This is a genomic window from Schaalia odontolytica, assembly GCF_005696695.1.
In the GTDB taxonomy this organism is placed as follows: Bacteria; Actinomycetota; Actinomycetes; order Actinomycetales; family Actinomycetaceae; genus Pauljensenia; species Pauljensenia odontolytica_C.
Genome location: NZ_CP040006.1, coordinates 2,218,555 through 2,238,959 on the forward strand (window position 1 = coordinate 2,218,555; position 20,405 = coordinate 2,238,959).

Consider the following 20,405-nt stretch of genomic DNA (forward strand, 5'->3'; position numbering starts at 1 on the left):
TCACCATATGCTGAGCGACGTCCCCCATCACGCCGAACACATGATCAGTGTGCCAGCCACGAGGAGCCGCATCGTGGCTGTCCAACGATGGAGTCCCTTTCAATGACGACACCTGCCTCTTCTACGGCGCGCCTGCTCGGCGTCGTCACCTCGACGCTGGCGCTCACTGTGGGGACCGCGGCACTACCCTCCGGCCCGGCGCGGGCGGCGGACACGATCACGGCAGCGGATCAGCCGTACGTCTCCTACTACCGCCTCGACGAGCTGCACGCCACCGGCCTGACGGGTGAAGGCGTCACTATCGCGATCATCGACGGCGAGGTTGACACGAAAGCCCCCGAGCTGTCGAGCACAACCATCACGGACAAGACGCCGTGCACGGTGACGTCCAGCCCGTTCGCGCGGACCCACGGCACGGCGGTGGCCTCGGTCATCGGCGCCGACGGATACGGGGTCGCTCCCTCGGCGATGATCCTCTCGTACCGATCGAGCCTGTCCGGGCAGGGCGACGTGTCCGGCGATGACTGCCGCGGTGACTTCGGCGTGCGAAAGGATTCCTACGCGTCCCTCGCCAACCACGCGATGAATGACGGTGCGACGATCATCAACATGTCGGTGTCGAGCGACGACCGGGACGTCTTTTTGAAGTGGGCGGTCGCTCGAGCCATGTCTCAAGGCGTCATCATCGTCACCGCGAGCGGGAACTCTGGCCGGGATGGGAACTCTCGGTCGCTTGCCTGGTGGTCGGGCGTTGTCGGCGTCGGCGCCATCGACACTCAGGGTGCCGTCGTGGCGTCCTCATCCAGCGGCGACGGACTCGTCTCTGCAGCCGTGAGCGGCCCCGTGACCGTGCACGACTATTCCTCCCGACAGACCACGCAGGTCAGCGGCACGTCGATTTCCTCTCCCCTTGTTGCTGGTTTCCTGGCCTTAGCCCGCCAGAAGTGGCCCGAGGCGACCGCGAATCAGTTGCTCCAACTCCTCGTTCACACGGGCACCAACCCGGACCACACCTGGAACGAGCACACCGGCTACGGTCCGATCGACCCGGCTGCGATGCTGGCGACCGACCCAACCCAATTCCCGGATGAGAATCCCCTGGCGAACAAGGGTGACGCGTCGACGCCGACTCCGGAGGAGATCCAGCAGTACGAGGACGGGGTCGTCTCTCCCTTCGACATAGCCTTCGACAACTCCTACGTTTACCGAGGCCTGGACCAGAGCACGCTATTCGACAACCGCAACCCCTACCCCACCCACCTGGGGACCAGCCCGCGCTACCACGGCAAGTAATCCGACACGACACGGTAACTACCGCTGCACGTCGTCCGTTGTCCGTCATATGACTTGTTTTCTTGAACACCTGGTCATATGCTGATCAGCGTCTCATTTTGTTCCGCAGGACACGTGTTTGGCGGACTCGCTACGCAGGAGGTGCGCCGTGGCTGACGTCGCTTTCGATTCCAACAAGCACGCCCAAACTCGCCAGGACGTCGAACAAGGGGAGGCGGCAATCACCTCCAGCTCCGAGGCAATCACTCGCCTCTCGAACGGACAATACGAGCGTTTTTGGACCGATGAAGCAGGCCCTCAGGCACTGCGGAACGCGTTTATCTCTTTCCTCGGCACATACGGCAAAATTGCCGCTACCGAGCGCGACACTCTCCTCTCCTTCGGGCGCAATGTCGATCAAGCGATCGAGGACTTTGCCGCCGTTGAGCAGGCGACGGGGGACGAGCTGAAGGCGCTTCGCGACTCGATGGGCGACCCATCGTCCTACACCTCACCAACGCCCACTTCTTCGACAAGCCCGTCCTCCTCACCTGCCGGGGGATCAGCAACGAGTCCCGATCCTGCAACGACGGCGGGCACCAACGGCGCGCCCACCCAGGACGCGCAGACAGATTTCTAGCCCGAGACGCACGATAGGAGACAGACATGGTGAGTAGCCCCATGTACGACCGCCTCATGAAGTTCGTTGAAGGCGTGGAGGAATCCCGCAAGCTCAGCGGCTACGACACCGAGCATTCCGCGATTATTGCCGGAATGGGGATGATGAGTTCCAGGGTGTCCCACTTCAAGGAATACCAGGGCTTCGAGGGGCAAACGGGCGAGGCCATCGATGGCTGGATCGATCGGGCGCAGCAACGCTACAGCAGCGAACGACAGGGGTACGTGACCGGCACCGAGCACTACGTCGAAGGCCGACGCCTGCTCGTGCACGCCGCCGAGGACGCTAAGCTCCTATCACCAACGCTCCTAGACAAGGCAACCGAAGCAATGCGGGGGCTTGCTCAGGTCGTCATTCCTGTCACGAAGCACATGGGCCCATTCGGAGAGACCATCAACACGATCGCCACAACTGGCGCCGCCTACGTGGACGCTATCGAGGCGCAGGCAAACGCACAGCGCGAGGCTGCGGCCACGGCAATCCTGCAGCGAGTCAACGACGAGGCGCAGAAGCTCGCCGACCAGTTGCAAGCACACACGGAACAGCTCAAAGATCTGAAGGACGGCATTGACGATAGGTCCTTTCCTTCCCATTCAGGCCCCTCTAGCCCATCCGTGTCCGATCAACTAAACCAGGGCAACATGTGGGTCTCCCCTCACGAAGCAGGCGTGTACGGAGCCAGCCGCGATGACGACTACGGGCGTTCCGACCTTCGGGGTCAAGGGTCGGGCCTGTACGCGGACGGATACGACGAGGGCGGTCCCATCGATTCCCGCGTCATGTCCTCGAAGCGTATTCCCAACCAATACATTTCCGAAGGAGAGCTTGGATCCCGCCTGAACCCCGTCACCGATCCGCAGGATCTGATGGATATCGACCTGCTACACACGCGCGTCAACGGTGACCGACACGCGAACGGCGTCATCGGCGGTCACACCCCGGCTTCTCCCGTCGATCGCGATCACCCTCTATGGCGCTTCAACGGAGGCCCTGCCAGCGAATCGTCAACGGCTGGTCGCCTCGGCGGAGCCGGCATCCTCGGCGCAGGGGCGTTAGGCCTTCGCGGCTCCGCTCGTATGGGTTCTGCTGGAACCAGCATGGGGCGAGCCGGTGGAGCGGGAGCAGGAAGCGCGGCCGGCTCAACGGCCCTGCGCACCGGTTCCTACTCCGGTGCCGGATTTGGCAAGTACACGCCCCCTGCTCCTGCTGGCGCAACGGGGGCTGGTGCCAACGGAACCTCTGGAGTGACGGGCTTGTCAGGGACGTCCAGCGGCGCGAATAGTGCTGGAAGCTCCGCGGCCGGCGGTCGCACCCAGGGAGCCGGCGGTTTCATGGGTGCTGGCGGCGCTGGCGCTGGAGGAAAGAAGGACGAGAAGAAGGTCCAGCGACGCCGCTACACGCCGTTCCGATTTGAGGAAGACGATGAGCTGCCCGAGGGCTACGTGAACCCACTGTCGCAGACCTACGGTTCCGACAAGGACATTTCGCCCGCACCACGCAAGGACGACGGATGGGATCCCCGCCAATGGTGACACGCACGAATAGCACGGCACACCTGCTCGGCGTCGCAGCATCGACCCTGGCGCTCGCCGCGGCAGCCACCGCTCTGCCATCCGGACCTGCTCATGCGGCGGACACCATCACTGCCGCCGACCAGCCCTATTTTGCTTACTACCACCTCGACCAGGCGCGCGCGAAGGGCTTCACCGGGCAGGGTGTCACGATCGCCATCCTGGACGGCGAGGTCGACCCCAACGCGCCCGAGCTGGCAGGCGCTGACATTACCGATAAGTCGCCCTGCACAGTAACATCATCGAAGGCATCAATCACCCACGGCACTGCCATGGCATCACTCTTGGTTGCGCGAGACTACGGCATCTCTCCCGATGCCAAGATCCTCTCGTATCGATTGGTTTTTTCCGATGACTCAGCCGGTTCAGATTGTTCGAGCACCTCTGGCATTGACAAGAATGAACCCTCATCGCTGATCAATACTGCGATTAACGACGGCGCTCAGATCATTAGTATTTCGTCGTCTAATAAGAGTGGAACGACTCCTCTCAAGTGGGCAATGGCGCGGGCATTGTCGCAGGGGATCATCATCACCGCCGCCGCCGGTAATGACGCAAAGAACGAAACGGATGTCACCTACGAAAAGTGGTCCGGCGTCATTGGTGTCACTGCCATCGATACCAACGGCAACTTTCAGGACTATTCCTCGTGGGGCGAAGGCGTCGTCAGCGCAGCTGTTGGAGGTCCCGTAAAAATTCGTGATTATTCAAGTGGGGAACTTGTAACCACCAGCGGCACATCAGCTTCGGCCCCCCTCGTCGCTGGTTCTCTCGCGCTCGCCCGACAGAAGTGGCCCCAGGCCACCACGAACCAGCTCCTTCAGCTCCTCATTCACACGGGAACCAATCCGGACCACACGTGGAACAAGTACACGGGCTACGGCGGCGTCGCGCCCGGGGCGATGGTGAACACCGATCCCAGCCAGTACCCGGACGAGAACCCGCTGGCAGTCAAGGAAGGCGGTTCCAGTCCGACGCCCGACGAGGTCAAGCAGTACACCGACGGCGTTGTCTCCCCCTTCGAGATCGCCTACGACAACTCCTACACCTACCGTGGCCTGGACGAGAACGTGATCGGTGACAGTCGAAACCCATACCCCACCCACCTGGGGACCAGCCCGCGCTACCACGGCAAGTAATCCAATCTCGGGGTTATAGGTCAAAACGCGTTGGTTGTGGTTCAGTCCCAGGCTTCGTCGAGGGCAGTGTCGTTGGGCTAGCACGCTCGCACCGCTGCACCTCAGACAGGATCAACCCCATCGGGAAGATTCCACCTGATCGGGAGCATTCAACCCGTTAGGGAAGATTCCACCCTATCGGAAGGTGTTGAATCTTCCCGATCGGGTGTAACACCTCATCGGCAACAAGCGTCATCTCGGAGCCGGCCGCTCGCGGTGCCCCTTGTCGTTGAGTCGGCAACGCCCTACCGGCGTTTATCGGCACCCTGCCGGGCAGTCATGCACTAGTGAGGGAATATGACACCGGGGGTAATGGCGGGGTTTTGCGGCTGAGGTGGTCTGCGTTTTGAACACAACAGTGCACGGCCTGGCATGTAGCTCGCACGCGAACCGCTGAATATGCGCGTCAACCCCTTGATACGCACGTAAACCTCTAGATGTGCGCGTGGGCGGCGCTGCCCACGCGCACATCATCGGGTTAACGTGCGAGTTGTCGCACCCACGCGCATGTCATCGGGTTCACGTGCACATTAGCGGGTCCACGTGCGCGGCGAGGAGCGCAGGCAGCTAGCACGCCTCGGCACACGGAACGCGACAGCACAAACTCGAAGGGGCCGGCCATAAGGCCGACCCCTTCGAGTATCCCATCAACACAGTGCAAGTCTTCCGATGCGCTCCCTTTCTTGGCTCACCCTTTGTGGGTGTCGCCCTTGGCTTGATGACTATTAATGTACGGACCCCACCTGTGGGAACCATTGAACGAACCTGGCAATTTCCTGAGAATTTTTCACCGCTCGGGTCCGGCGCGAGCCCGGGCGCTCACATTCGTTGAAATACCGGCGATTCTGACTGGCTGTGTGAGGACCACCAGGCAGTCGAGATCGCGCACCTCGCAGGACTGGACGCCCACGCCGTTCGCCGCAGCGACGGCGGAGGCCGCCCCGCATGGCCGCTCCCCCACGTCCTCCCAGTCAGCGGTTGCAGACTGTTCTGCCCCCGCCAGGGCCGCCAGGTCGGCGATGGCCTGCAGGTGCACCCGCTCACGGAGGGCGACACCAACCCCACCGAGGACAACCGCGAGCGCCAGGGCCAGGACAATGAGCCCCACGGAATTGATGGTCCCCGATCCTTCGTCATCGGAACGGTCGCCGGCACGCCCATACGCGACAGGCTCACCTCGGTACACAGCAGCACCCCTACCTGGCGCTCGCGGCGTCACGGCAGGTCCCCCTCGTCGATGGTGGTCACCGAGCATCGGGCGACGCCCCCGACCCAGCCGGCCGCCCCACGGTAGGGGGCGGTGCCGGTGACGCTCACCCACCCACCGCTACGCGACACCGCGTATGATCCGGGCGGGTAGGCGGCCGAGGCAGCTCCCTGCGGGTCGGTCTGCCCGATGGAGGCGGCCCGCGCGCCCTCGCGCACAGCCTGGCACAGGGAGGCTCCGGTCATCCCGGCCTGCGCGGCGGTGACGATGACGCCGACGACGAGGGTGACGGCAACGAACCCGATGGCGTGTTCGACGGTGACGTATCCGCGCTCGTCACTGTTCATCGGGTGTTGAGCGCCTCCTGAATGATGGATTCGAGGGCGGCGCGCACGGTGTCCGATTTGAGGATCACGATGAGCAGGCCCGCGAATCCGGCGGCGGCAATGGTGCCGATCGCGTACTCGACGGTGGTCGCGCCCTCCTCGGGGTCGCACCCATCGGTGGGCTCGGCCGTGGTCCGGGGGCGCAGGGCCCGAGCTCCCTCCTGTACGGCCGCGATCGCGATGAGCTGGGCGCGCGTAGCGGCGCTGTCGATTCTGTCGATGATCGTCATTGATCTGTCCTTTCTTCCGTTGCGCGCGGTCGCGCGCAGGGCCAGTGTGCGCGAGGGCCATCCCACGTTTCCAGGCGGATTCGAACCCCTGTGGATAACCAACGAGGCCCCGCGACCCCTGTGGATAACCCGCCTACACACCGATTCCTCCGACGAGATGCGCGAGCAGGGGTGCGATGCCCAGGGCCAGGAAGGCTGGCAGGAAGAAGGTGCCGAGCGGACCAACGAGGCGGACGCTCAGCTCCTCGGCCTGTGCCTTCGCGTCGACGAGGCGGGAGCGGCGCTCCCACGCGGCACTGCGGGCGAGCAGCGTTTCTGGGGCGGTTCCACTGGTCCACGAGGCCTCGAGGGCGTCGCGCAGGGGATGGCTCCACTCGGGCGCATCCTCCCAGGCGTCCGCCCAGGTCGCCCCGAGCCGCAGCGAGGCGGCGGCCCACGACAGTGCCTCGTCGACGCAGGCGTCGGCAAGGGCTTCCAGTGCGCGGGGGATCGCTGCACCGCACGCCAGGGCGGAGGCGACGAGGTCGCAGGCGAGCGCGCCGTCTATCCCCTCCTCGACGCGCCTGCACCGGGCAAGGATCCGTCGACACGAGGCGACCCCCGCCGCCCACGCGGACACACCCACGAGGGCGCACACCCGTCCCACCCCACCTCCCGTGTAGAACTGCCAGGGCGATGCCCCGAGCGCGAGCGCACACGCGATCCCCACGAGGGGAAGGGCCGCGAGGACACGCGCGGACATGAGCGGGCCGGCGGCGGCAACGCGACGAGCCTCCTCGAGCGCCTGCGCGTCGTCTATCGCGCTGCCGATCGCATCGAGCACATCGGCGAGGGGCGCGCCGAGGTCGTGGCTGAATCGGCAGGCGAGGGCGACGGATGCAGCGCTCGCACGGGATGCGGCCGCGCCCGGCACCCTTTCTGCTCTGCGCAGGGAGCGCCAGCGCGTCGGCGCGCGCGCCCACTCGTCGAGGACCGCGGGGTAGGAATAATCCACGCCGACGCTCCCTCCCGCACCGATGCGCGCCAACGCGAGGCCCCAGGCAAGGGAGGTGGGGGCTCCCGCGCGCAGGCGGGTCGCGACCTCGGCAACGAGGAGGGAGAGCTCGCGCGGGGTGGGCGGGCCCTGTGCGCGGCCGCGATGACGCGCGGATCTTTCCGCCCCGGGGAATAGCCGACCCCACCGCCCCCGGGCCTCGCGCCTTGGGCTACACACACGCGTCGGCCGCGCCCACGCGCGCGCGATGCGCCTCTCGCGCGCTCCCCGATACACCACGACACAACACTGACAACACAACGCAACCACGCATATAACGAACACGCTGACCGCCGCCACCTCACCAAGGCCGAGGCAGTCCACAAACGCATCCCAGCCCGCCCTCATAGCCCGACCCGTCGGGCGAGGGAGGACCAGGCCTCGTGCGTGGTGACGCAGCCATCGGCGGTGGCACTGAGAGCGAGCGCGCACTCGAGTGACCCGCGGGCGCGCGTAAGGACCCCGACCTCGGACACCCAGCGGTGCCCGGAGGGGGCTCGGCGCAGGTGGAGGACGGCGTCGATGGCGCTGGCGGCCTGGGCGGCGACCGCACTTTCGCTCATCCCGGCGAGCGCTCCAAGGGCAGCGAGCCGTGCGGGCACGTCACGCGCCCCATTGGCGTGGATCGTCGCCCATCCTCCGTCATGCCCGGTGTTGAGAGCGGTGAGGACGTCGCGCACTTCGGGGCCTCGACACTCGCCGAGGATGAGGCGGTCGGGGCGCATGCGCATGGCCGCGCACACGAGGTCGGCGAGGGTGACCGCGCCCCTCCCCTCGACATTGGGTGCGCGCTCGATGAGGTGCACGCAGTGCGGGTGCGCGGGCGCGATTTCGGCGACCTCTTCGACGCAGACGATCCGCTCACCAACGGGGACAAGGGCAAGCGCGGCGCTCAGGAGCGTCGTTTTTCCGCTTCCTGTCGCCCCACTGACGAGGACGTTGGCGCGCGAGGCGACAAGGGCCCGCAGGAGCGTCCCCACCTCGCCGGGCAAAGTCCCACAGGCCTCGAGATCCGCAATGCCCAGCCGACGGGTGCCGAGGACGCGCAGAGAGATGAGTGTGCCGGATCCCGACACGGGGGCGAGGACCGCGTGGAGGCGCACGCCCCCGGGCAGGGTGCCGTCCGCGATGGGGCGCGCATCGTCGAGGCGCACGCCGCACGCGCTCGCGAGGCGGATGGCGGCGCGGCGGGCGTCCGCATCGTCTCGGATCCCTGCGTCCACGCGCACGAGGCCGCCCCCTCGGTCGACCCACGCCTGGGGACCGTTGATGAGGACGTCGGTGACGGCTGGGTCGTCGAGGAGGCGCGCGAGGGGCGGGTCCATGCCGCGTTGCCGGGCGCGTAGGGACTCCAGGGTGGAGGTGACCGCGGCGGCTCCGCAGCCGGGCGGAGCGCACGCGGCGGCCGCACGAGCGGGGTCCTCACCGTGGGCGAGCAGGCGCAGCGCGTCACGCATGACGTGCCTCGATCGCGAGGAACTCACCCGGTGACGACGCGGCCCCACCTCCATGCGCGGAGGAGGCGGATCCGAGGGCGCGCATCAGCGCGCGCAGGTCCCGCCCGGGGCGCGTTGGGGCGCGCAGGATGGGCCCGGGGGCGCACGCGCGCAGACCGGCTCCCCAACGCTCGCCAGCACTCACGAGCGTGATCGCGGGACATGGAGGGGGAACCGCCGCGCATGTCGCCGACAGAGCGGCGGCTCCCTCCAGGTCCCCGTGAGTCACGACGATAAGCGCGTCGGCGTGGATCGCGGACACGCATCGGGCGGCTCGCTCGTCCCATCGGCCTGCGTCCACGATGAGGGGCGCGTCGAGGGATCGGCACGCCGCGACCACGCGGGGATCGTCGGCGGCGGCACCGCCTCGGGAGTCCCCGACGAGGGCCCGCACGTCCCCAACGACGGGCAGGTACTCGCGTAGTGAGGGCAGATACGAGTCTTCGGAGGCGTCGAGATCCGCCCAGCGCACGCCGGGCACATCATGGTCAGCCGCGAGCGCGACACCGGGCACGGACCCGGACGCGTCGACAACAACCGCCTCGCCCGACCCCGCTCGGCGGACACCGCGCTCCCCGCGCCGCACACTCCCTCGGACACCCCGACGACGCCCGCACTCACGTGCCAGCAGCCGCACAATGCCGGTGACCCCAACCCCTCCGGCGATCCCGGCGACCACCCACACCGCACCCGAGCGGCGAGTTTGCGCACAGGCCTCGGCGATGAGGGACACGAGGAGCGCGCTATCCCCCGGCAGCCTCACCTGACCGCCCTGCCCGACGCGCACGCAGGGCGCTCCCTCGGGCACGGGAGCCGACGGGGAGGCCAGGATCAACGAGGCCTGGCCCGGGTTCGAGCACACGCGCGCCCCCGCGAGCACCGCGGCATCGCGCGCACCATCGAGGTCGGGCGGGGCGAAGCCGACGAGGGCGACGGTTCCTCGAGGTGGGGTGACGTGGGCGTTCATGGGACGACGATGCGCCCGCACCGATTGTCTCGTCCACCCGCGTGCGCGCCCCTGTGGACAACGCCAACCCGAGGTGCGAGGCTGTGCATAGAGGGGTCCGATGGAGGACCCCTGTGGATTGATCCAACGCTGGAGTAGACGCAATGGTACGCGCGGCCTTTTTCGACCTGGATAAGACGATTCTGGACACGTCCTCAAACGTGGCGCTCTCGGGTCCGTTCATCGAGGCCGGCCTCATGAACCGTCGGACCGCGCTCACCTCCGTCCTGGTTCAACTGCCCTACCTGCTCGCGGGCGCGGACGAGTCCCGCATGGAGCAGATGGCGCAGGCCCTGGGGCGCATGGGGCGAGGCTGGAACGCCGCTTTCCTCGAGGCAACGGTGGAGGACGCGCTCGAGCGCACGATCCAGCCAGTCTGCTACGCGCAGGCCCTCGCGCGCATCGAGCAGCACAAGCGCGCGGGAGACGTCGTCGTCATCGCGTCGGCATCGGTCGAGCAGGTGGTACGTCCCATCGCGAAGATGCTGGGGGCTGACGAGGTTCTCGCCTCGCGCGCGGCGGTCGACGAGGACGGGTGTTTCACGGGCGAGATCACGCACTTCAACCAGGCTCAGGGAAAGGCGGATGCCTGCGAGGCCCTGGCTCGCGCGCGCGGCTGGGACCTGTCGGAATGTTCGGCGTACTCGGATTCGGTGTCGGACGCACCGCTCCTGCGCCTCGTCGGCCACCCCTACGCGGTCAACCCGGACCGCGGCCTGCGCGAGATGGCGCAGCGCGAAGGCTGGCCCACCCTCACGTTCACGTCCACGGTGCGCGTCCTGCCGCGCGAGGTTCCCACGCCCGCGAAGGTCGCGGTGCCTTTCATCGCCGGCGTCGCCGTGGGCGCGGCGGCCTGCGCGCTCCTGCGCCGCTGAGAAACAGCCCTAGGAGAGGCGGCCCGCCTGCACGTGGCGGGCGACGTCGCGCCCCACCTGGGCGCCGTAGACGACTCCCGCGCAGTAGTGGATGATCCACCGGGCCAGGCCGGCCTCGTCGGCGCTCACCCACCCGGCGAGTTCGCGTCCCGCGCGCGCCGGATCGAGCGCGTCGTAGGCACTGGGCACGCACACGCCGGTCGGGTCAACGCCTCGGGTGACGAGGATCCACCGCGCTAGTCCGCCTCCCACGACGGACGAGGCCGGGTCAAAGACGCGCCGGAAACGGAAGTGTGCGGTCAGGGCGGCGGCGACCGCGAGGGCGGGCGCATCGACGCGCGTGTAGGCGAGGGCGGGCGCGAGCAGGGACGGGTCGGCGGGCACGGCGACGGACCGCGACTCAACAAGGCCGGCGGCAACAAGCCCCGAGCAGGCATCCCTGTGCAGTCCCGCGATCAGTGCGGGAAGGGGCGTGGGGGCAACGCGCGCACCCCCCTGGGATCGGGTGTTGAGCGCGGGGAAGCGCGAGGCCAGGTTCCACTGCGAGCGCCAGATCCCCAGCGCGAGGGCGGCCCCCGGATCCGAGGCCGCTCCCCCTTCGTCAGCCATGGACAGGGCACGCACGTCGTCGACGCTCGTGCGAGCACCCTCGATGATGGACAGGGCGGCGGCCTCGCGCACGGCGGCCTCCGCGCGCGCCTCCTCCCAGCCTCGGCGCAGTCCCTCGCTAAAGCGCAGGTCGGCGAGGGCCGCGTGGGCCTCGTTCATGGCGGAGGCGACGTCGGGGCGGGCTGCCGCCGCACGCAACACGGCGGGTGCGGGGTCGACGAGGGCTTCGATACTCACCCCTCTACACTAGGGGCATGACGCTTTTGCAGCATCGAAACCTCTCCGCGCGCCTGCGCTCAGGGTTGTTCGCGTTCGTTTTCGCCCCGATCGCCCTGGTGTTCCTGGGGTCCTCGATGGTCGACGTACAGGCGTTGGCCTCGGTCGGCCAGCCCCTGGCCTCGGTCGAGGGGCTCATCGGCATGGCGCTCGCGTCACTGCTGCTGGCCCTCATCGCCCTCAATTGCGAGGAGTCGAGCGCGGGCATGGTCGTGACCTTCGTGTGGTCGATCGTCGTGGGGGTGGCCCAGTTCTTCGGCGTGGCGCGCCTTCCTTTTCTCATGAAGTCATCCGTGGGCGCCGAGGATGTCATCGCGGGCGTGTCCTGGTGCCTCTACCCGGTGTGCATGTCGCTCATGCTCGGCGCGTGCGCGCTGACGATCAAGTCGGTGCGAGTGCGCGCCGGTAAGAGCACGCGCGTGCCTCTGGCCCGCGTGCACCGCCACGGATTCGGCACGACGGTAGCGCTTCCCGCGGCGGTCGCGGCGGGCACGCTGATGGTCGCGGCGGCCCCCTCGGACACGACGAACGTCGCGGCCATGGGCCTGGAGGGGGTCACCGAGGGCTTCGAGCCGATGCACTGGCTCGCGCTCGGAGCGGGCGTCGCGTTCGCGGTGCTCGTCGTGAGCGCCCGCTGGTCGATCACGGGCACGCAGATCGCGAGCTGGTTCATTTTGGTGCTCCCCACGTACGTCGTGCTGCCCGTGTGGGCGTCGCTGACGGGCAACGTGATCGTCCCCGGCCCGTCCCTGCTGACGAAGATCGCGCTCGCGAGCCCGCCGCTGGCGGCCCTCGGAATGGCGACCGGCTGCGCTTCGATGGGTGTCCTGTGGGCCCGCGTGCGGGCGCTCAAGAAGCTCGAGACGGATGAGGATTCGACGGCAAAAGAGGGGCCTGCCGAGGGCTAATGCGCGCAAGCGCTCACCCTGACCGTAATATGTGGGCAGATATAAGGAGGAAGCATGTCTGATAACGAGTTTGACGCCCAGCGCGACCGCGCCGAGGAGGTACCTGACAACCTGGTGCTGACCGGTGAGGAAATCGAGCTGCCCGGTGAGGATTCCGACGCGTCGGCGATCATCGGCGAGTCCAGCGAGCCCATCCACACGGGCGAAATCGAGGCCGTCGCGATCGGCGGCCTGACGGGCCGCGTGCCGGCCGCAGCGCCGCTCAAGCCGACGATCGAGGACAAGATCTCCACGGGCGAGCTGCCCGTCGTGTCCGCCCCCGAGGGCGATCTCCCGGTCGTTTCTTCCTCCGACGAGGCCGACTCCGCCCCCGAGCAGGAGCAGACCGAGCAGGAGTCCGCCGCCGACGCTCCGGCCGCCGACCAGGGCGCCGATGAGTCTGCCGAGGCCGACGCTCCGTCCGCAGAGGCGACCGATGAGTCCGAGACCACCAATGAGGCCCCCGCTGAGGAGGCCCCCGAGGAGCAGGCTCCCGCAGACGACACCGCTTCCGACGAGCCCGCCCCCGCCTCGTCGAACGAGGAGGGCGAGCAGCCCGAGGCCTCCGCGGACCAGCCGGAAGAAGGCGGGAATTCCTTTGCTTCCCTGCTCTCCTCCGCAGACGAGGACGCAGCAGGCGAGGCGACCGAGGACGTGACCGAGGATCCGGAGCCCGCGCTCGCCCCCGTCATGACGCCCGCGCAGGCGGCCGCCGCCCTGAGCGAGGCCAACGACGAGGCGACCGACGATACTTCCGACGAGGCCGAGGCCCCCTCGAGCGACGATCAGCCCTCCGAGGACGAGCCGGCCGAGAGCGAGGTCGCCGCAGTCGGTGGCGCAGCCGCCGAGGCCTCCGCGCACTCGCCGTCCTCGCGCCGCTCCATGATCTTCGGCGACGACGAGACCCTGTCCTCCTCGATTCCCGCGGTCGCGGCCGAAGAGGAGAACGCTCCCGCCGAAACCTCCGCGGAGGAAGAGCCCGTGGCTGAGGAGGAGGCCCCCTTCACCGAGCCGACGACCCAGCTGCCGACGCAGGACACCGAGGCCTCGTACTCCTTCGAGGATCAGGATGCCGCCGAGGCCGCACGCCCGCGCCGCCGCTCCCTGCTGGGCGAGGGGAACGAGGACAGCGAGGCGGCAACCCTGGCAGCCATCGCGTCGACCGCCGCGCGCGGCGACAAGTCCGACGCGCCTTCGAGCCTGGACGACGAGCTCTTCTCCGCCGCCCCCGAGATCACGGAGATGCCCTCGCGCACGGGCGCCCACTGGCTGTCCTTCCTGCTCTTCCTGCTGCTCGTGCCCGCCGGCTGGTACCTGGCCGCCGACGCGGGTGCCCGAATGACTCTGGCGGACACCGCCCCCATCTACACGGGCGTCGCCTCGATCGTGGCCCTGGGCGAGATCCTCGGCGCGATCGTCATCTCCGCGATCCTTTTTGTGACCGCGCGCCGCTCGTCGCTGGGCGCCTGGCTGATGGGCATCGTGACCCTCATCGTGGGTCTGCCGTGGCTCATGGCCCCCGGCATCACGGAGGCGTCGGTGCTGTCTACGCTCACCGCGCTGACCAACACGGGTTCCCTGGGCGCAAACCTGTCGCATCACCTGCAGGCCTCCGGCTACTCCGGCCGCTTCGCGCTGCTGGGCATCGCCCTCATGGGCCTGGCCTACGTGTCCCACTCGGCACGCCGCACGGGTCGCGCCGAGGAAGCGCTGCGCGTCTCGCTCGAGTCCACCAACCCGGCGGGCGCCTTCTACTCCAAGCGCGCCCGTAAGAAGGCAGCGAAAGAAGCGGCCCGCAAGTGAAAACTCTGATTCCCGCCAGCGCGATCGAGCTTGAGGGTCCGTGGACCCATCGGCACGTGAGCGCTGGCGGCGCCGCATTCCACGTCGCCGACATGGGCGAGGGCATGGACCATGCGCTCGTCCTCCTGCACGGCTTCCCCGAGCACTGGTGGGCATGGCGCGACGTCCTGCCCGCCCTCGCGGAGTCGACCTCGCGCGTGTTCGCCCTTGATTTGCGAGGCTTCGGTACCTCCGACCTGACGCGCGGAGACTGCGACCTACAGCAGATGGCGAACGATGTGATCGGCGTTGTGCGCGCCCTCGGCGTGGCATCGTTCTCCGTGGCCGGCATGGGGATCGGCGGCACGGTCGCGTGGATGATCGGGGCGCTGGCCCCCCTCGAACTGCGATCGGTGGCCGTCCTGTCGGCGCCGCACCCCCTCGGCGTCCAGCCCGTGATCGGTCGCGCGCCCTGGGCGGGTGGCCGCGTCCTGCAGGGTCGCCTCGCGCTGCCCACCGGGCGTGAGCGCGCGCTGCGTTCGGGTGCTCTCGTGACGACCGTGTTCCGCGCGTGGGCCTCGCCCGGGAACGTCGACGCCCTCGTCTCCCAGTCGGGCACGTACCGCGCCGCGCTGCGTCGCCCCTTCGCGGCGCATACCGCGCTGCGTGGCCTGAGCGCCGCCCGCAAGATCTCGCGTGAAGAGCGCCGACTGCTGTCGGAGCCTGTGCGCGTGCCCGTCCTGTCCCTCGTCGGGCGCGACGACGGGGCATGGTCGGCGCTGGATCACGCGGCGGACGCCCAGTTCGTGGATGCGCCGCTGACGCAGATCGTCATTCGCGAGGCCGGACACTTCCTCCCCGAAGAAGCACCGCAGGCTGTGGCCGAGGCTCTGTCAGAGCACGTCGGCGCGCACGCTCAGTAACCGGTTTTTCATTAGACAGGTCACACAAAACGCGAAATGAAGCCCATTTCACCTGATAGATAGGGCATAATGGTGTGATGCGCGGTACCTCCTCGTGAGTGGTATTACGTATGGGATCCACTGCGCAATCCAAATCGAAACGCCCGAGCAATCGGGCACGAGCGGAAGGAGCTCCGCACCATGATCGGTGACGGAAACTTCATCAGCCAGGTGCCGCTGTTCGGTGGCCTTGATGATGCACAGCAGGTGTCCCTCCAGCAGAAGATGGGTCACACGACCCTGCGTCGCGGAGAGACTCTCTTCGACGAAGGCGATCTCGGCGATCGCCTGTACATCGTGACCGAGGGCAAGGTGAAGCTCGGCCACACGTCCAGCGACGGCCGCGAGTCTCTGCTCGCAGTCCTGGGCCCCGGAGAGATCATCGGTGAGCTCACGCTCTTCGATCCGGGTCCGCGCTCAACCACCGCAACCGCCGTTTCCCCGGCGTCCCTCCTCTACCTCGAGCACGAGGATCTCATGCACGTGCTCGACACCAACCCGACCCTGGCCAAGCACATGCTGCGCGCCCTCGCGCAGCGCCTGCGCCGCACCAACGAGTCCCTCTCGGATCTCGTGTTCTCCGACGTTCCCGGCCGCGTCGCCAAGGCCCTCCTGGACCTTGCAGATCGCTTCGGCACCGCGACCGACAAGGGCGTCCACGTCCCCCACGACCTCACGCAGGAAGAGCTCGCCCAGCTGGTCGGCGCCTCCCGTGAGACCGTGAACAAGTCTCTGGCCGACTTCGTGTCGCGCGGCTGGATCCGTCTGGAAGGTCGCGCCGTGACCCTCCTCGACGTTGATCGCCTGGCGCGTCGCGCTCGCTGACCGCAGCCTACACAGGGTTGGGCCCGACACCGTGAGGTGTCGGGCCCAACCTTTTGCTTGACGATATGAACGAGGCCGTGGCCCCTCGTGCGATGTCCGCACGGCCGACCACGGCCTCGTTCATACGCAGAGCTGCTGCGCGTCAGTTCTGAACGGCGGGTGCTTCCTCAATCGGACGCTTGAGGTAGGCCACCAGGTTCTCAGAACCTGTAGGACCGGGGATCACCTGGACGAGTTCCCACCCGTCGGCGCCCCACTGGTCGAGGATTGCTTTCGTCGCGTGCGTGAGCAGCGGAATCGTGGAGTATTCCCATTTAGTCATAGCTCTATCCTACCCGCCCGCCAACTGGGGGCGCACGAAGGACAGGACCTTCGGGACGTGGGGGCTGCGGAGCTCGCGGGCGAGGGGCTCGTCGGAGGTGCGCAACCATTCCAGCCAATTGTCCGCGTGAGGATAGTGGCGCAGAATCGCTCGACGTTCACGTTCCGTCAGTCCGCCCCACACGCCGTAGTTAGCCTCAGACTCGAGAGCATCGGCGAGACATTCGAGGCGAACCTCGCATTCGTAGCAGCGCATACGAACCTGACGCTGGGAGGCACCCTGCACGAACAGCACGTCCGGTTCGATGGACGCGCAGAGCGCGCGGGCGACCCAGCTCTGGTCGTCGCCTTGCGTTGACATCGTGGAACTCCACTTCACTGTATTTCGAGCCCTGCCTGTGACCATACACACATGCGTGTGCCGGTGCAAACGCTGCGACCACTGTCGAAGGCACCTCAAGGTGATTCATCAGGCAATTCTCACGCGCCGCCAAACGCCAGATGAGCGGGCCGACACGTAAGCTAGGAACATGTCGCACTCTCACTCTCGCGCTGTCCGACCGGCCCAGCTGCTCGCGCTGCTACTGGCGTTCCTGAGCGTGTCCTCGCTCATGGGCGTCGTCACGGCCGGCATGCTCGTCCCCGTCGCGGGACCCACCGCGCTGGCAGCAAAGTCGGTCCCCTCCGTCTTCAACGAGCTGCCCGGTGACCTGCAGACCGTGGCCCCGGCCGAGGAGTCGCAGCTCCTCGATTCGTCCGGCGGCGTGATCGCACACTTCTACGACAAGCAGCGCATCGTGGTGCCCAGCGCCAACATCGCTGACGTTATGAAGAAGGCAATCGTCGCGATCGAAGATAAGCGCTTCTACGAGCACAACGGTGTCGATGCCACGGGTATCGCTCGTGCGCTCGTGACGAACCTGGGCGATAGCGGCCGCCAGGGCGCTTCGACGATCACCCAGCAGTACGTGCGTAACTCGCTGGCAGAGCGCGGCTACCTCGAGGGCGACGCGGACCAGGTGAGCGCAGCGACCGAGCAGACCACTGAGCGCAAGCTGCGCGAAATCAAGTACGCGCTGGCATTGGAGAAGACCCAGTCGAAGGACGAAATCCTCACGGGTTACCTCAACATCGCCCCCTTCGGCCCCATCACCTACGGTGTCGAGGCCGCTTCGCAGCGATACTTCTCCAAGTCCGCGTCGGAGCTGAACTACCTGGAGGCTGCGCTCCTCGCAGGCCTCGTCCAGTCCCCCGTCCAGTATGATCCGCTGACCCACCCGGAAGCCGCTCAGGAGCGCCGCGACACGGTCCTGGCAACGATGCTTGACCAGGGCGTCATCACGCAGGAAGAGTACGACGAGGGCATCGCAACGTCGGTCGATTCGATGCTGCACCCGACGGTATCCTCGGAGGGCTGCTCGGGCGCCGACTCCTCGAAGGCATACTTCTGCGACTACGTCCTGTCCCAATTCCTGGAGGACCCGACATTCGGCGCGACGCGCATCGAGCGCGAGCGCCTGCTCAAGACCCAGGGCATCACGATCCGTACGACGCTGGACACCGCGAAGCAGGACGCAGCCTACGCCTCGTTGACGAACGCGATCCCCGTGGGCGACGCCTCCGGCCTGAACGACGCGCTCGTGTCGCTGGACCCGCGCACCGGCAAGGTGCTCGCGATGGCCCAGAACACGACCTACGGCATCGAGAGCGGCCAGACCATGGCAAACTACTCGGCCGACGGTAACTTCCAGGTGGGCTCGACCTTCAAGGTGTTCACCCTCCTGCAGTGGTTCAAGGAAGGACACTCGGCCTACGAGACCGTGGGGTCGGCCAACACGTTCTACCCGAACGGCTCCTTCAAGTGCGATGGCCGCTCCATCACCACCGAGGGCTACCAGGTCAACGACCTCGCGGGTAAGACCGGCACGATGAACGTCGTGCGCGCCACCGGCCAGTCGGTCAACCAGGCGTTCGTGAACATGGCGTCGCGCGTGGACTTCTGCTCGATCTTCGAGACCGCCTACGACATGGGCATCACAGAGGACGGCGAGGTCCCGGCCCCCTTCCCCGCCAACATCCTCGGCTCCGTGTCGAGTTCCCCGCTGCACATGGCGTCCGTGTTCGCCACGATCGCGAACTCCGGCCAGCAGTGCAAGCCCCAGTCCATCGAGTCCGTGACCGACCGCGACGAGAACGTTCTCAAGGAGTTTGCGGCGGACTGCAAAGAGGTCATCTCCCCTGACCTTGCGAACAAGACGGCGGCCCTTCTGACGGCCTCGGCCGGCCAGTACTACACGTCGACGCGCCTGGGCGACGGTCGGCCCTTCGCCGCGAAGTCGGGTACCACCGACGGGCACGCGAACACGTGGCTGACGGGCTTCACGCCGTCGCTCGCGACGTCCGTGTGGGTGGGTCACGGCGACAACTCCTCGCAGGAAGTGTCCGGCGTTGTCATCAACGGCGTCTACCACTCCGAGATCTTCGGTGAGACCTACGTCGGCCAGAACATCTGGGCTCCCTACATGACGCAGGCGCTGGCGGGCACTCCGGTCGAGGCCGTGTCGAACGCGAACATCGGCGCGACGACGCCTCAGCGCGGCGCGACTCCCACTCCCACACCGAGCGCGTCACCCACCAGCAATGACCACTAACATCGCGTCTACACTCGCAGGGGCCACGGCCTCGTCCGCTCGACGAGGCCGTGGCCTCCTGCGCACTGCGGGAGCGGTCGTCGGCGGGCTGGGTCTCGCTGGCCTGGCCGCGGGCGGCGCGGCGCTCGCATGGGGTTCGGTCGAGCGTACGATGCCGGTGCTGCGCCGCTACGACGTCCCCGTTGAGGGTGACGTTCCCGAGGTAACGATCCTCCAGATCGCGGACCTGCACCTGTTTGCCGGACAGGATTTTCTCCTGCGTTTCCTATCGGATGTCGCAGCCTCGGAGCGCTTCGACATGGTCGTAGCGACCGGCGACAACTTCGGATCTGTGGATGCACTGGACATGGTGATGGACGCGTACCGCCCGTTCCTGTCCTATCCGGGCGCTTTCGTGCTCGGTTCGAACGACTACTACTCACCGATTCCCAAGCGCTGGAGCCGCTACCTATCACGATCGAAGCCGCACCCCGCACGGGTTGTTCCCGATCTTCCCTACCTGCCGATGGTGCGTCACATGCGTCAGGCCGGCTGGGTCGATCTGTCGAATGCTGCCGGCACGATCAGCCTGCCCGCCGGCACGGTGTCCCTGCTTGGCACGGATGACGCTCATATCCACCGGGATCGTGTGGGAGCGCCGGCCTCGTCATGGGCGGCACCGGGCACCCTGCGTCTGGGCGTCACGCACGCCCCCTACACGCGCGTCGTGTCCGCGCTGACGTCGGCAGGCTCGGACCTGATCCTCGCCGGGCACACGCACGGCGGCCAGATCGGCATTCCCGGAGTCGGGGCGATCATCACGAACTGCGACATTTCGCGCCCCTACGCGAAGGGCTTGAAGCGGTGGGAGGCTCCGGACGGCACTGAAGCGTGGCTGCATGTTTCGGCTGGCCTGGGAACCTCCCCCTACGCAAAGATTCGCATCGCAACGCGTCCCGAGGCATCTCTGCTGCACGTGCACCCCGCATAGGAGGGAGTCGCGCCACCGGCTGCCGGGCTTTCTGGAGCCCACGCGGCCGGACGACATGCGGCGTGGACCACACTTCGAGCGCTCACTCCGTCTCCGTTTGGGAATTTCGACGGGGTGAGGCTATACTCG

The 20,405-nt window shown here is 67.3% G+C and carries 20 protein-coding genes; 11 read left to right on the forward strand and 9 right to left on the reverse strand.

Translation table 11 applies throughout. From position 1 onward, the window contains the following. The first annotated feature begins 102 nt into the window (after nt 1–102). From FBF35_RS09830 to FBF35_RS09845, 4 genes are all read left to right on the forward strand, one after another. Entirely contained in the window at nt 103–1,293 is a 1,191-nt protein-coding gene (locus FBF35_RS09830; protein ID WP_060565941.1) for a S8 family peptidase, read from the forward strand. 148 nt (nt 1,294–1,441) lie between these two features. Further along, a complete protein-coding gene (locus tag FBF35_RS09835) occupies nt 1,442–1,912 on the forward strand; it encodes a hypothetical protein (RefSeq protein ID WP_060565942.1) in 471 nt (156 codons plus the stop codon). 26 nt (nt 1,913–1,938) lie between these two features. Beyond that, the gene (locus FBF35_RS09840; RefSeq protein WP_060565943.1) at nt 1,939–3,483 is read left to right on the forward strand and encodes a hypothetical protein; all 1,545 of its coding nucleotides are present in this window, start codon (nt 1,939–1,941) and stop codon (nt 3,481–3,483) included. Beyond that, complete coding sequence (locus FBF35_RS09845) at nt 3,462–4,661, forward strand: S8 family peptidase (RefSeq protein ID WP_241772513.1); 1,200 nt, start codon at nt 3,462–3,464, stop codon at nt 4,659–4,661. Before FBF35_RS09840 ends, FBF35_RS09845 begins: the two co-directional genes overlap by 22 nt. 826 nt (nt 4,662–5,487) lie before the next feature. On the opposite strand, the gene FBF35_RS09850 is transcribed toward FBF35_RS09845, so the two are convergent. The 6 genes from FBF35_RS09850 to FBF35_RS09875 form a co-directional block, all read right to left on the reverse strand. Then, a complete protein-coding gene (locus tag FBF35_RS09850; RefSeq protein ID WP_347230190.1) occupies nt 5,488–5,919 on the reverse strand; it encodes an Rv3654c family TadE-like protein in 432 nt (143 codons plus the stop codon). Next, nucleotides 5,916–6,254, reverse strand: coding sequence for a TadE/TadG family type IV pilus assembly protein (locus FBF35_RS09855; RefSeq protein ID WP_060565945.1), 339 nt, complete (start codon nt 6,252–6,254; stop codon nt 5,916–5,918). The genes FBF35_RS09850 and FBF35_RS09855 overlap by 4 nt, the downstream gene beginning before the upstream one ends. Further along, entirely contained in the window at nt 6,251–6,523 is a 273-nt protein-coding gene (locus tag FBF35_RS09860; RefSeq protein ID WP_060565946.1) for a DUF4244 domain-containing protein, read from the reverse strand. Before FBF35_RS09860 ends, FBF35_RS09855 begins: the two co-directional genes overlap by 4 nt. 133 nt (nt 6,524–6,656) lie before the next feature. Next, nucleotides 6,657–7,796 (reverse strand): type II secretion system F family protein, encoded by a 1,140-nt coding sequence (locus FBF35_RS09865; RefSeq protein ID WP_241772514.1) that lies wholly within the window; start codon nt 7,794–7,796, stop codon nt 6,657–6,659. Nucleotides 7,797–7,900: 104 nt separating this feature from the next. Continuing rightward, the gene (locus FBF35_RS09870; RefSeq protein ID WP_060565947.1) at nt 7,901–9,013 is read right to left on the reverse strand and encodes a TadA family conjugal transfer-associated ATPase; all 1,113 of its coding nucleotides are present in this window, start codon (nt 9,011–9,013) and stop codon (nt 7,901–7,903) included. Beyond that, nucleotides 9,006–10,019 (reverse strand): hypothetical protein, encoded by a 1,014-nt coding sequence (locus FBF35_RS09875; RefSeq protein ID WP_060565948.1) that lies wholly within the window; start codon nt 10,017–10,019, stop codon nt 9,006–9,008. The genes FBF35_RS09870 and FBF35_RS09875 overlap by 8 nt, the downstream gene beginning before the upstream one ends. Nucleotides 10,020–10,162: 143 nt before the next feature. Here FBF35_RS09875 and FBF35_RS09880 point away from each other — a divergent pair, with 143 nt between their 5' ends. Then, nucleotides 10,163–10,933 carry an HAD family hydrolase gene (locus FBF35_RS09880; protein WP_060565949.1) on the forward strand — a complete coding sequence of 257 codons (771 nt, stop codon included), beginning with the start codon at nt 10,163–10,165 and terminating at the stop codon, nt 10,931–10,933. Nucleotides 10,934–10,942: 9 nt separating this feature from the next. Here the strand turns inward: FBF35_RS09880 and FBF35_RS09885 are convergent, their stop codons facing one another. Beyond that, complete coding sequence (locus tag FBF35_RS09885; protein WP_060565950.1) at nt 10,943–11,779, reverse strand: hypothetical protein; 837 nt, start codon at nt 11,777–11,779, stop codon at nt 10,943–10,945. Between the two features lie 17 nt (nt 11,780–11,796). On the opposite strand from FBF35_RS09885, the gene FBF35_RS09890 reads away from it, so the two are divergent. The 4 genes from FBF35_RS09890 (at nt 11,797) to FBF35_RS09905 (ending at nt 16,334) form a co-directional block, all read left to right on the forward strand. Continuing rightward, entirely contained in the window at nt 11,797–12,726 is a 930-nt protein-coding gene (locus FBF35_RS09890) for a hypothetical protein (protein WP_060565951.1), read from the forward strand. A gap of 54 nt (nt 12,727–12,780) precedes the next feature. Beyond that, nucleotides 12,781–14,568: an MFS transporter gene (locus FBF35_RS09895; RefSeq protein WP_060565952.1), complete on the forward strand. Its 1,788-nt coding sequence runs from the start codon at nt 12,781–12,783 to the stop codon at nt 14,566–14,568. Further along, nucleotides 14,565–15,470, forward strand: coding sequence for an alpha/beta fold hydrolase (locus FBF35_RS09900; protein WP_060565953.1), 906 nt, complete (start codon nt 14,565–14,567; stop codon nt 15,468–15,470). The genes FBF35_RS09895 and FBF35_RS09900 overlap by 4 nt, the downstream gene beginning before the upstream one ends. A 180-nt stretch (nt 15,471–15,650) precedes the next feature. Beyond that, nucleotides 15,651–16,334: a Crp/Fnr family transcriptional regulator gene (locus tag FBF35_RS09905; RefSeq protein WP_003791132.1), complete on the forward strand. Its 684-nt coding sequence runs from the start codon at nt 15,651–15,653 to the stop codon at nt 16,332–16,334. Between the two features lie 142 nt (nt 16,335–16,476). Here FBF35_RS09905 and FBF35_RS09910 read toward each other — a convergent pair whose 3' ends face one another. Then, a complete protein-coding gene (locus FBF35_RS09910; RefSeq protein WP_003791133.1) occupies nt 16,477–16,656 on the reverse strand; it encodes a DUF4177 domain-containing protein in 180 nt (59 codons plus the stop codon). A 9-nt stretch (nt 16,657–16,665) separates the two neighbouring features. Then, nucleotides 16,666–17,016, reverse strand: coding sequence for a WhiB family transcriptional regulator (locus FBF35_RS09915; RefSeq protein WP_034468069.1), 351 nt, complete (start codon nt 17,014–17,016; stop codon nt 16,666–16,668). A 169-nt stretch (nt 17,017–17,185) separates the two neighbouring features. Between FBF35_RS09915 and FBF35_RS09920 the strand changes: the two genes are divergently transcribed. Further along, nucleotides 17,186–19,306: a transglycosylase domain-containing protein gene (locus FBF35_RS09920; RefSeq protein WP_060565954.1), complete on the forward strand. Its 2,121-nt coding sequence runs from the start codon at nt 17,186–17,188 to the stop codon at nt 19,304–19,306. Beyond that, nucleotides 19,296–20,276, forward strand: coding sequence for a metallophosphoesterase (locus FBF35_RS09925; RefSeq protein ID WP_060565955.1), 981 nt, complete (start codon nt 19,296–19,298; stop codon nt 20,274–20,276). Before FBF35_RS09920 ends, FBF35_RS09925 begins: the two co-directional genes overlap by 11 nt. The last annotated feature ends 129 nt before the right edge of the window (nt 20,277–20,405 follow it).